The organism is Streptomyces sp. NPDC089919 (assembly GCF_040684615.1).
In the GTDB taxonomy this organism is placed as follows: domain Bacteria; phylum Actinomycetota; class Actinomycetes; order Streptomycetales; family Streptomycetaceae; genus Streptomyces.
Window position 1 is genome coordinate 33272 of the sequence record NZ_JBFBGK010000074.1, and the last position, 10785, is coordinate 44056.

The 10785-nt window shown below is 74.6% G+C and carries 9 protein-coding genes; 6 read left to right on the top strand and 3 right to left on the bottom strand.

Features of this window, described 5'->3' with window-relative positions:
• Positions 1-8: 8 nt before the first annotated feature.
• The gene (locus AB0O40_RS25935) at positions 9-533 is read left to right on the top strand and encodes an O-acetyl-ADP-ribose deacetylase (protein ID WP_365046336.1); all 525 of its coding nucleotides are present in this window, start codon (positions 9-11) and stop codon (positions 531-533) included.
• 97 nt (positions 534-630) lie between these two features.
• On the opposite strand, the gene katG is transcribed toward AB0O40_RS25935, so the two are convergent.
• Positions 631-2841, bottom strand: coding sequence for a catalase/peroxidase HPI (katG, locus tag AB0O40_RS25940; protein WP_365046339.1), 2211 nt, complete (start codon positions 2839-2841; stop codon positions 631-633).
• A 255-nt stretch (positions 2842-3096) separates the two neighbouring features.
• Between katG and AB0O40_RS25945 the strand changes: the two genes are divergently transcribed.
• A complete protein-coding gene (locus AB0O40_RS25945; protein ID WP_365046342.1) occupies positions 3097-3507 on the top strand; it encodes a Fur family transcriptional regulator in 411 nt (136 codons plus the stop codon).
• Here the strand turns inward: AB0O40_RS25945 and AB0O40_RS25950 are convergent.
• Positions 3477-4826: a hypothetical protein gene (locus AB0O40_RS25950; RefSeq protein WP_365046345.1), complete on the bottom strand. Its 1350-nt coding sequence runs from the start codon at positions 4824-4826 to the stop codon at positions 3477-3479. The two genes, AB0O40_RS25945 and AB0O40_RS25950, sit on opposite strands and share 31 nt — an antisense overlap.
• A 351-nt stretch (positions 4827-5177) precedes the next feature.
• Here AB0O40_RS25950 and AB0O40_RS25955 point away from each other — a divergent pair, with 351 nt between their 5' ends.
• The 3 genes from AB0O40_RS25955 to AB0O40_RS25965 all read left to right on the top strand — a co-directional run bounded on the left by AB0O40_RS25955 (position 5178) and on the right by AB0O40_RS25965 (position 8196).
• Positions 5178-6350 (top strand): histidine kinase, encoded by a 1173-nt coding sequence (locus AB0O40_RS25955; protein WP_365046347.1) that lies wholly within the window; start codon positions 5178-5180, stop codon positions 6348-6350.
• Positions 6347-7006 (top strand): response regulator transcription factor, encoded by a 660-nt coding sequence (locus tag AB0O40_RS25960; RefSeq protein ID WP_365046350.1) that lies wholly within the window; start codon positions 6347-6349, stop codon positions 7004-7006. Before AB0O40_RS25955 ends, AB0O40_RS25960 begins: the two co-directional genes overlap by 4 nt.
• An 80-nt stretch (positions 7007-7086) precedes the next feature.
• Entirely contained in the window at positions 7087-8196 is a 1110-nt protein-coding gene (locus AB0O40_RS25965; protein ID WP_365046353.1) for a hypothetical protein, read from the top strand.
• An 11-nt stretch (positions 8197-8207) separates the two neighbouring features.
• Here AB0O40_RS25965 and AB0O40_RS25970 read toward each other — a convergent pair whose 3' ends face one another.
• Positions 8208-9149 (bottom strand): LysR family transcriptional regulator, encoded by a 942-nt coding sequence (locus tag AB0O40_RS25970; protein WP_365046356.1) that lies wholly within the window; start codon positions 9147-9149, stop codon positions 8208-8210.
• Positions 9150-9295: 146 nt separating this feature from the next.
• Here AB0O40_RS25970 and AB0O40_RS25975 point away from each other — a divergent pair, with 146 nt between their 5' ends.
• On the top strand, positions 9296-10672 hold the full coding sequence (locus AB0O40_RS25975; protein ID WP_365046359.1) for an MFS transporter: 1377 nt from the start codon (positions 9296-9298) through the stop codon (positions 10670-10672).
• Positions 10673-10785 lie beyond the last annotated feature (113 nt).

Genomic DNA, 10785 nt, shown 5'->3' on the forward strand with positions numbered 1-10785 from the left:
GAGACCCGATGACCCGGCTGACCCTGGTCCGGGGCGACATCACCGAACAAGCCGTCGACGCGGTGGTCAACGCCGCCAACTCCTCGCTGCTGGGCGGCGGCGGGGTGGACGGCGCCATCCACCGCAAGGGCGGCCCGGAGGTCCTTGCGGCCTGCCGCGCGCTGCGCGCCTCCCACTACGGCAAGGGCCTGCCCACCGGTCAGGCCGTCGCCACCCCGGCCGGGAACCTCCCGGCCCGCTGGGTGATCCACACGGTCGGCCCCCGCTACCTGGCCGAGGAGGACCGCTCGGAGCTGCTGGCCTCCTGCTACCGCCGGTCCCTGGAGGTCGCCGACGAACTGGGCGCGCGTACGGTCGCCTTCCCGGCCGTCTCCACGGGCATCTACGGCTGGCCGCTGGACGACGGCGCGCGCGTGGCCGTCCGGACGGTCCGTGCCACCGCCACGGCGGTGGACGAGGTCCGTTTCGTGGTCTTCGACGAGCGGGCCCACCGGGCCTTCGAGAGCGCACTGGCCGAGGCCCCGGAGGAGTGACCGCCCGCGGACGCGCCACCGCCCGGACGCGGGGCGCGTCCGGGCGGTGGTGTGAACTCCGTGGTACCGGGCCGGGATCGCTCCCGGCCCGGGCGGATCAGCGGAGGTCGAAGCGGTCCAGGTCCATGACCTTGGCCCAGGCGGCGACGAAGTCCTCGGTGAACTTCTGCTTCGCGTCGTCGCTCGCGTAGACCTCGGCGACGGCGCGGAGCTCGGAGTTGGAGCCGAAGACCAGGTCGGCGCGGGAGCCGGTCCACTTCACGGTGCCGGAGGAGTCCCGGCCCTCGAAGGTGGTGGCGTCCTCGGAGACGGGGGTCCAGACGGTGCCCAGCTCCAGAAGGTTGACGAAGAAGTCGTTCGTCAGCGTGCCCGGGGTGTTGGTGAGCACACCCAGCTTCGAGCCGTCGTAGTTGGCGCCCAGCACGCGCAGGCCGCCGACCAGGACGGTCAGTTCGGGAGCGCTCAGGTTGAGCAGGTTGGCCCGGTCGATCAGCAGGTACTCGGCCGGCAGCCGGTTGCCCTTGCCCTGGTAGTTGCGGAAGCCGTCGGCCGCCGGCTCCAGCGCGGCGAAGGACTCGACGTCCGTCTGCTCCTGGGCGGCGTCCACCCGGCCCGGGGTGAAGGGCACGGACACGGGGGTGCCCGCGTCCTTGGCGGCCTGCTCCACCGCGGCGGCACCGGCCAGCACCACCAGGTCGGCGATCGAGATGCGCTTCCCGCCGCTCTGGGCGGCGTTGAAGCCCTCCTGAATGCCCGTCAGGACGCGCAGGACGGTGGCCAGCTGGTCCGGGTTGTTGACCTCCCAGCCGCTCTGCGGCTGCAGCCGGATGCGGCCGCCGTTGGCACCGCCGCGCTTGTCGCTGCCGCGGAAGGACGAGGCGGCGGCCCAGGCGGCCGAGACCAGCTGGGAGACCGTCAGGTCGGAGGCGAGGACCTGCGCCTTGAGCGCGGCCACGTCCTCGGCGTCGACGAGCTCGTGGTCGAGCGCCGGCAGCGGGTCCTGCCACAGCAGCTCCTCGGACGGCACCTCCGGGCCCAGGTAGCGGGCGACCGGACCGAGGTCACGGTGCGTCAGCTTGTACCAGGCGCGGGCGAAGGCGTCCGCGAACTGGTCCGGGTTCTCCAGGAAGCGGCGCGAGATCTGCTCGTACGCCGGGTCGAAGCGCAGCGACAGGTCGGTGGTGAGCATGGTGGGCAGGTGCTTCTTCGACGCGTCGTAGGCGTCCGGGATGACCGCCTCGGCGTCCTTGGCCACCCACTGGTGCGCGCCGGCCGGGCTCGAGCTGAGCTCGTACTCGTAGCCGAAGAGGTGCTTGAAGAAGTCGTGTCCCCACTGCGCCGGGGTGGTGGTCCAGGTGACCTCCAGGCCCGAGGTGATCGCGTCCGCGCCCTTGCCGCTGCGGTACGAGCTCTGCCAGCCGAAGCCCTGCGCCTCCAGCGGGGCCGCCTCCGGGTCCGCGCCGACGTGGTCCGCCGGACCGGCGCCGTGGGTCTTGCCGAAGGTGTGGCCACCGGCGATGAGGGCGACGGTCTCCTCGTCGTTCATCGCCATCCGGCGGAAGGTCTCGCGGATGTCGCGGGCGGCGGCGACCGGGTCCGGGTTGCCGTTGGGGCCCTCGGGGTTGACGTAGATCAGACCCATCTGGACCGCGCCGAGCGGGCTCTCCAGCTCGCGGTCACCCGTGTAGCGCTCGTCGCCGAGCCAGGTGGTCTCGGGGCCCCAGTACACGTCCTCGTCGGGCTCCCAGACGTCCGCGCGGCCGCCGGCGAAGCCGAAGGTCTCGAAGCCCATGGACTCCAGGGCGACGTTGCCGGCGAGGATCATCAGGTCGGCCCAGGACAGGCTCTGGCCGTACTTCTTCTTCACGGGCCACAGCAGGCGGCGCGCCTTGTCGAGGTTGCCGTTGTCCGGCCAGCTGTTGAGCGGCGCGAAGCGCTGCTGACCGGCGCCCGCGCCACCGCGGCCGTCGCTGATCCGGTAGGTGCCGGCGCTGTGCCAGGCCATCCGGATCATGAAGGGGCCGTAGTGGCCGAAGTCCGCGGGCCACCAGTCCTGCGAGTCGGTCAGGACCTCGGCGATGTCCGCCTTGACGGCCGGCAGGTCGAGGGTGCCGAAGGCCGCGGCGTAGTCGAACTCCGCACCGAGCGGGTTGGCCACGGCCGGGTTCTTGGCGAGGATCTTGAGGTTGAGCCGCTCCGGCCACCACTGGCGGTTCCCGCCGCCCTGCGTCGGGTGCGCCGCGCGGCCGTGCGCGACCGGGCAACCGGTGCCCTCGTTGGCGGCGGCTGCCTCGTGGTTTTCAGACATGGGAAATCCTTCCGGACCAAGCGATCACAGTGCGGTGGAACTGCTGGCGGTGGAGCGGCGGGGGGTGCAGGCCCCGGTGGAAGGCCCCGGCCGGGTCGGCCGGGAAGTTCTTCCGGTCTCTTGGCTATCGACGGATCCGATCCTACGATGGACACAGTCCAAGTCAAGAAGCACACCAATCCCGTATTGGATCGGATCCCGGACTGGCTGGATCGCACCGGGTCCCTGCGCCGGAACTGAATGAGGTGAGCCGATATGAGCGACCTGCTGGAGCGGCTGCGAGCCCGCGGCTGGCGGCTGACGTCCCAGCGCCGGGTCGTCGCGGAGGTCCTTGACGGGGACCACGTCCACCTCACCGCGGACGAGGTGCACGCCCGGGCCGCGGGCCGGCTGCCCGAGATCTCCCGGGCGACCGTCTACAACGCCCTGGGCGAGCTGGTCGCCCTCGGCGAGGTCGTGGAGGTCACCACCGACGGCCGGGCCAAGCGGTACGACCCCAACGCCCACCGGCCGCACCACCACCTGGTCTGCTCCGGCTGCGGGCTGATCCGGGACGTCCACCCGGCCGGCAGCCCGCTCGCCGCCCTCCCGACGGAGGATCGTTTCGGCTTCACCGTCTCCGGGGTGGACATCACCTACCGAGGGCTCTGCCCGGCCTGCTCGTAGCGCACCGCCTCCAGGACGGGGTACCCGGAGCGGCCCGGGGCGTCGAAGTCGAAGGGGGCGCCGGGCCGGCCCTTGACGTACCGGTCGAAGAAGGCCGTCAGGGCGGCCCGCTGGGCCGCCAGGGACCGCTCCGGGTCGACGCTGCCGATCAGCCCGGCGCGGGCCTCGGCCGCCACCAGGCCCGTCAGCTGCGGCAGGATCGCCTGGAGGTCGGTGTACGAGCCGTGCCCGGCCCCGCGCATCCGCAGGGCCCGCCGCCGGCCGGTCGAGGCGGCCCAGAAGGAGCGCCGGCTCGGGTCGTCCGCCAGGGAGTGCGCGCCGGAGAGCATCAGCAGGAACGGTACGGCGACCCCGGTACGGGCCACCGGGCCGACGAAGGCCCCGTCCAGGCCGGCGGCCGCGCGGACGCGCGGCTCCGCCCGGGTCAGCGCGGCCGCCACGGAGCCGCCCAGGGACTGCCCGAACGCCCCGACCCGGGTGAGGTCCAGGGCCTCCGCCAGCCCGGCCGGCAGGTCCCTGCCCGCCGCGTCGGGGTTGTGCCCGCGCGCCAGGGCCCCGAGGGCGCGCAGCACGAACCGGGCGTCGGCCAGCCGGGCGCGGGCGTGCTCCGCCAGGAGGGCCGCCACGGTCGCCGGTGTCAGCTTCGCGGGCAGCGGCAGGGCCCGGACGACCCGGCCGCCCGGGAACTCGACCTGGTCGGCCTCGTACGGGGCGTCGACGGCGACCACGACGTAGCCGTGCGAGGCCAACTCCTCGACCAGGGCGGTGCCCAGGGCGCGGGGGCCGCCGTCGCCGGGCGCGAACAGCAGCACCGGGAAGCGGCCCAGCCGGCCGCCGGTGCGCGGGTCCGCCGGCGGCCCGGCCACCGGCGCACCGGTCCGGGCGTGGGTGCGGATGCCCCGCCAGTCCACGGCTCCGGCGGGGACCGTCAGACCCGGCGCGGAGTGCCGGTCCCAGTCGGCCGCGGCCGCCGCGGGGAGCCAGGGCGCGACCGGGCCCTCCCGGCCCGGGTCCGCCGGGTACCAGACCCCGGCCATCACCTCCTGGTACGGGCGCGACGGCAGGAGCGGTGCGGGACGGCTCCGGTCGACCAGGTGCAGCTCGACGGTGCCGACCGGGAGCGGCCCGGTGGGCGCGGGCAGGACGACCGCACGGCCGGTGGCGACCGGTGGGGCGCCGGCGGTGCGAGGGGTCTCGGAGGTCCGATCGGCGCCGGAGGCGCGAGGGGTACCCGACGGTGTGCAGGCGGCCGCGGCGAGGAGGGCGCCGGCGGCGAGCAGGGCTCGGCGGCCGGGATGCGCGGGGTGCGGTCGTGGCATGGGGCGGCTCCTGGGGGCGGGGTGCGACAGCGGTGCGGGCCGTGGCGCGGACCGCGGTGCGGGATGGGGTGCGCAGTGGGGGGTGGGGTGGGGTGCGGCGGGGTGCGGACCGCGGTGCCACCAGCCTTCCGGCGGCGCCCGGCCGGGGCGACCTGCTCCGGAGCGACCCGCGGGGGATCCGGGTGCCCCCGCGGCCGGCTCCGGGGGATACCCGAGGCGTACGCCGGTGTCCGCCTGTGGGGTGAGGTGCCGGGGCCGCCCGTCGCCCTAGCCTGACAACATCCGCCCGGTGGAAGCCTGTTGGAGGCATCGGACGGAAGACCTCCTGCACCCGACCCGAGGACGGACCCGATGGCCGAAGCCGTGCGCACCGCGGTCGTGCCGCCGCCGGCGCAGGACGCGGCGCTGGCTGCGGCGCTCTTCGCGCTGGCCTTCGGCCCGGGCCGCTCGGAGGGCGTCCCCGGAGCGGCCCTGCAGGCGGCGCTCGTGCTGCCGCTGGTGTGGCGGCGCCGGGCACCCCTGGCGGTGTTCTGGGTGATCTGCGCCGTCGCCCTGGTGCAGTGGTTCCTGGGCCTCCAACTGCCCGCCGACGCGGCCCTGCTGGTCGCCCTCGCCACGGTGGCCGCGCGGTCGCCGTGGCGGCCGGCGCTGGTGGCCGGGGCCGTGCTGGAGGCCGGCGCCCTGATGTCGGCGGCCCGCTGGGCGCCCGAGGGGCGGTTCGCCGCCGCCGCGGCCGTCCTGACCACCGCGATCGCCGTGAGCGCGCTGCTCGGTGCGAACGTCCGGATCCGGCGCACCGCGCACCTGGAGCGGCTGGCCCACCTCGAACGGGACCGCGAGCAGCGCCAGCGGCTCGCGGTGTCCGCCGAACGCTCGAGCATCGCGCGGGAGTTGCACGACAGCGTCACGCACAACCTGTCCGTGATGATCGCCCTCGCGGACGCGGTCCGGTACGCCCGGCCGGACGACGCGCCCGCCGTGACCGGACGGATCGCCGAGACCGGACGGCAGGCGCTGACCGACATGCGGCGTTCGCTGGGACTCCTCGAGGACGACCCGGCGGAGCCGGGGGCCGACGGCGCCCCGGACGGCGGGCCACCCGAGGACCCGGACGACCGGCGCCGTCCGCTGCCCGGCCTCGCCCAGCTCGAACCGCTCTGCGACCGGATGCGCGCGGTCGGCATGCCCACCCGGCTGCGGCTGGACCCCGGCACCGCCCGGCTCCCCGCCGCGGCCCAACTCGCCGCGTACCGCATCGTGCAGGAGTCCCTGACCAACACCCTCAAGCACGCGCCCGCCGGCACCCGCGCCGAGGTGCGGGTCTCCGGCCGCCGGGAGACGGTCACCGTCGAGGTGACCGACGACGGCCCCGCCGCCCCGGCGGGCCGGCCGCCCGCCGCCGGGCGCGGCATCAGCGGGATGCGGCAGCGCGCGGCCGCCTACGGCGGGACGCTGGACGCCGGCCCGCTGCCCGGCGGCGGCTGGCGGGTCCGGGCGCGCCTGGTGCCGGGAGGTGCCGGGTGAGCATCCGCGTGCTGCTGGCCGACGACGAGGAACTGCTCCGGGTGGCCTTCACGATGATCCTGCGGGCCGAACCGGGCATGGAGCCGGTCGGCGAGGCCGCCGACGGGGCGCAGGCCCTGCGGCTGGCCCGTGAACTGCGCCCGGACGTGGTCCTGATGGACATCCGGATGCCCGGCACCGACGGCATCGAGGCGACCCGCCGGCTGGTCCGGGAGGTACCGGGCACCCGCGTGCTCGTCCTGACGACCTTCGACCTGGACGAGTACGCCTTCGACGCGCTCCACGCGGGGGCCTCCGGCTTCCTGCTCAAGAACACCAGGCCCGAGGAACTGCTCACGGCGATCCGCGACGTGGCCCGGGGGGACGCGGTGGTCTCCACCCGCGTCACCCGGCGGCTGCTGGAGCGGTTCGCCCACCAGCTCCCCGCCACCGCGCTGGCGGGCGACCGCAGGTTGGGCCTGCTCACCGCGCGTGAACACGAGGTGTTGGTCAACACGGCCCGGGGCCTGACCAACACCGAGATCGCCGCCGCCTTGGGCCTCGCGGAGCCCACCGTGAAGAAACATATCGGCCGAATCCTGGCCAAGTTGGAGCTGCGGGACCGGGTACAGGCCGTTATCTTCGCGTACGAGAACCGACTCGTCCGACCGACCTGACGGTTCGTCGGGGCGAGCCGTCACCGCTCGACACGGAGGCACCGGGGGGTGCCTCCGACCACACCACTGGGGGGAATTCCTTGAACGCTCGCTTAGTGCTGGGCCGCGCCGACCACCGGGAGCCGGGTGCACCGCGCCGCCGCTGGGTCGCCCTGCTCGCCGCCGGAGTCCTGTGCCTGGCCGCCGGGACCGCCTCCGCAGAGGTGCGGCCGGCCGCCGACCGGCCCGGCTCGGCGGTCCTGTCCGACTCGGCCCCGGGGTCCGCCGCCACCCCGACCACCTGCTTCAAGAAGTCCATGCCGGACTGCACCAGCGCGGACCCGGCCGTCTACTTCTCGATCACCAGCCGGGGCGACACCAGCGCCTGCACCTTCGGTCTGAAGGTCGACTGGGGCGACGGCGAGAAGACCGACGTCACCTTCAAGGGTGGCGCCGACGGCACCGTCCTGCAGCCCGCGCCCCACACGTACAAGAAGCCCAAGCCCTTCCTCGCGCCCAAGAAGTACGCCATCTCGTACGAGGTCACCGTGAGCGTCGGCGACTGCTACGGCGGCGCGGGGGCGCTGAGCTTCACGCGGACGTGTGCGAAGGAGTCGCTGAGCGGGGCGGCGTGGGCCAAGCAGTTCCCGGCGAGCGCGTCCCTGGACGCACTGGCCCCGGGCTTCCGCGAGAAGGTCAAGGGCTTCTACGCGGCCATGGGGGACGCCGGGATCGAGCGGACGGTCCACACGACCTACCGGCCGGCGGAGCGCGCGTACATGATGCACTACGCCTGGATGGTCTGGAAGGGCCAGATCTCGGCCGCCAAGGTGCCGGCCTTCAAGCCGGCCAAGGGCCAGTCGCAGGTCGGAATCTGCTGGCAACACACCGACGCTGACGGGAAGTTCGACGCCAAGGCGTCCCGGGCGGCGGCTGACCGCTTGGTGGGGGCGTTCGCCCTCAAGCGGACGAACAAGGTGGCCCCGGCGCTCAACACCCTGCACACCCCCCGGCTCGCGGTCGACATGGACATGAAGTGGGCCGCGCGCGGCGTCACGATCGCCGAGAAGGACGGTGACCTCGTCAAGATCACGACCAGCCCCCGCAGCTCCATGAACGCCAAGCTCATCGCGGTGGCCAAGACCTACGGCGTGATCCATTTCATCAACGGCTCCAAGGACCCGAACCACTGGTCGTCCACCGGCCACTGATCCGGCGGTGCTCACCCCGGCCCGTCGGCCGCACCGCGGCCGGCGGGCAGGGTGGCGCCGAACAACTCCCGCACGCAGGCGCGCAGCCACCGGTGGGCCGGGTCCGCGTCGTGGCGCGGGTGCCAGGCCAGGCCGAAGCGCAGCGGCGGGAGCGGCAGCGGCACCTCGAAGCAGACCAGCCCCAGGCTCTCGGCCAGGTCGCGGGACCGGCTGGCCAGCAGGCCCACCACATCGGTGTCGCGCAGGATGAACAGTGAGGCCGGGGTGGATCCGATGGACCCCACCACCCGCCGGGACAGCCCCAGTTGGGCCAGCGCCTGGTCCACCGGCCCGGACAGCCGGCCCCGGCGCGAGACGGTGATGTGGTCCGCGGCCGCGAACCGCTCCGCGGTCAGCGGGCCGGACAGCAGCGGATGCCCGGCCCGCGCCACCCCCACCATGCGGTCCACGCCGAGCAGTTCCTCGTGGAGTTCCGGCCCCTGACTGTCGATCGCCCCGATCTCCAGGTCCGCCGTGCCCTCCCGGAGCGCCGGTACGTCCACATGGCTCTCCGCGAGGAAGCGCAGCCGCACCCCGGGAGCCTCCCGGGCGGTCCGGGCGATCAGGGCCGCGCCGAAGGACGCCGCGAGGGAGTCGTGGCCCAGCACCGTGAAGGTGCGGCTCAGCGTCCGCAGGTCCACCTCGCCGCCGGACAGGAAGAGGGCCCGGGCCCGCTCCACCACCTCGCGGACCTCCGCGTGCAGGGCCAGCGCGTGCGGGGTGGGGACCATCGACCGGCCGGCCCGGACCAGCACCGGATCCCCCAGGGCCTTGCGGATCCGGCCCAGGGTGCGGCTCATCGCCGGCTCGGACAGGTGCAGCCGCTCGGCCGCCCCCGAGACGCTGCACTCCTCGAGCAGGACGTCGAGGGCGGTCAGGAGGTTCAGGTCCAGCCTGGAATGCGTCACACGCATTCATACCCTGCAAAAGATGCATTGGAAAGCAGGACGGGCCGCGCCTACCGTGAGGGAAGTCCCCACACCACCCCTTCCCCGCCCGGAGGAGAGCTGTGTCCGCTCCTGTCCTGAACCCACCCAAGTCGGCTGATTCCCCAGCGGTGTTGAGCCGGGCCGGACTGCTGGTCCTGTGCGCCTGTGTGCTCGTCGCCCAGGGCATGGTCGCCGCCGTGAACCTGCTCATCCCGCTGCTCGCCGCCTCCTCGCTGCACCCCGACGCCGGCCAGCTCCTGTGGGCCGTGGACGCGTACGTGATCGTCTTCGCGGCCCTGCTCATCCCGGCCGGCGCCCTCGGCGACCGGTACGGGCGCAAGGGCGCGCTCCTCGCCGGCCTGGGGCTCTTCGCCACCGGGGCGGTGCTGAGCGCCACCGCCGGCTCCTCGGCCGTCCTCATCGCCGGCCGGGGGGTGTGCGGGGCGGGCGCCGCGCTGATCATGCCCGCCACCATGTCCGTGCTGCTGCACCTCACCCCGCCCGAGCGGCGCAGCCAGGCGCTGGCCACCTGGACCCTGGCCGCCGGCCTGGGCGGGCTCGCCGGGAACGTCGGGGGCGGCCTGGCCGGTCAATACCTCGGCTGGCGGGCGCTGTTCTGGATCGTGGTGCCGCTCGCCGGGCTGCTCGCCGCGGCTGCCGCGCGGCTCGTCCCGGTCGTGCCGCGCCGCCCCGAGGCCTCCGTCGACCCGCTCGGGGCGGCACTGCTCACCGCCGCGCTGGTGGCCGTGGTGCGCGGCATCATCGAAGGGCCTGCCGAGGGCTGGGGCTCGGTACGGGTACTGGGGGCCTTCGCCGTGGGCGCGCTGCTGCTCGGGGCGTTCACCGGGTACGCGCTGCGCACCGCCCGGCCGCTCTTCGACCCGCGGGTCTTCGCCTCGCCGCGGCTGCGGGCCGGCACGCTCGGCATCGGCGCCGCGTTCTTCGGCCTCTTCTCCCTCTTCTTCGTCAACGCCCAGTACCTCCAGTACGTCAAGGGCTTCGGGCCCGCCCGGACCGGGCTGGCGATCGTCCCGCTGACCATCGGCATGGCGCTGGTGCCGCGGTACGGTGCCAGGCTGCAGGACCGGTTCGGGCCGCGGCTCCCGGTCGCCGCGGGCATGCTGCTGATCGCCGGCGGGCTGCTGCTGGTCTCCACGGCGGACGCGGGCACGCCGTACCCGCTCTACGGGGGCTACCTCTTCGTGCTCTCGGTCGGGACCGGGCTGTGCGCGCCCGCGCTGACCGTCTCGGTGGTCGCGTCCCTGCCGGCGCACCAGGCGGGGCTCGGCTCCGGGCTGAACACGGCGGCGCGGGAGATCGGGGCGGCGCTGGGGGTGGCGGTGGTGGGCACGGTCCTGACCTCCCGCCTGCACGCGGCCGTCGGCACCCCTGCCTTCACCCCCCAGTTCACCGCCGCCATGTCCCTGGCCCTCCGCACATCCGCTGCCGCCCTCCTGCTCGCCACGGCCCTGGTAGCCACGGCCTACCGCCCCCGCCCCCCGGCCTGACCCGGCCCGCCAGATCCAGCCCTCGTACGCCAGCCGGCGGCGGACCACCTCGACCCGCTGCCGCGGCTCCCGGGAGGCCGCGACCTCCACCGTCAGGCCGAACCGGTCGAGCA

What these genes read in the sequence shown, in the direction of transcription:
- katG (WP_365046339.1), bottom strand. Translation starts at nt 2,841, where the DNA reads ATGTCTGAAAACCACGAGGCAGCCGCCGCCAACGAGGGCACCGGTTGC.
- AB0O40_RS25955 (WP_365046347.1), top strand. Translation starts at nt 5,178, where the DNA reads ATGGCCGAAGCCGTGCGCACCGCGGTCGTGCCGCCGCCGGCGCAGGAC.
- AB0O40_RS25970 (WP_365046356.1), bottom strand. Translation starts at nt 9,149, where the DNA reads ATGCGTGTGACGCATTCCAGGCTGGACCTGAACCTCCTGACCGCCCTC.
- AB0O40_RS25945 (WP_365046342.1), top strand. Translation starts at nt 3,097, where the DNA reads ATGAGCGACCTGCTGGAGCGGCTGCGAGCCCGCGGCTGGCGGCTGACG.
- AB0O40_RS25935 (WP_365046336.1), top strand. Translation starts at nt 9, where the DNA reads ATGACCCGGCTGACCCTGGTCCGGGGCGACATCACCGAACAAGCCGTC.
- AB0O40_RS25950 (WP_365046345.1), bottom strand. Translation starts at nt 4,826, where the DNA reads ATGCCACGACCGCACCCCGCGCATCCCGGCCGCCGAGCCCTGCTCGCC.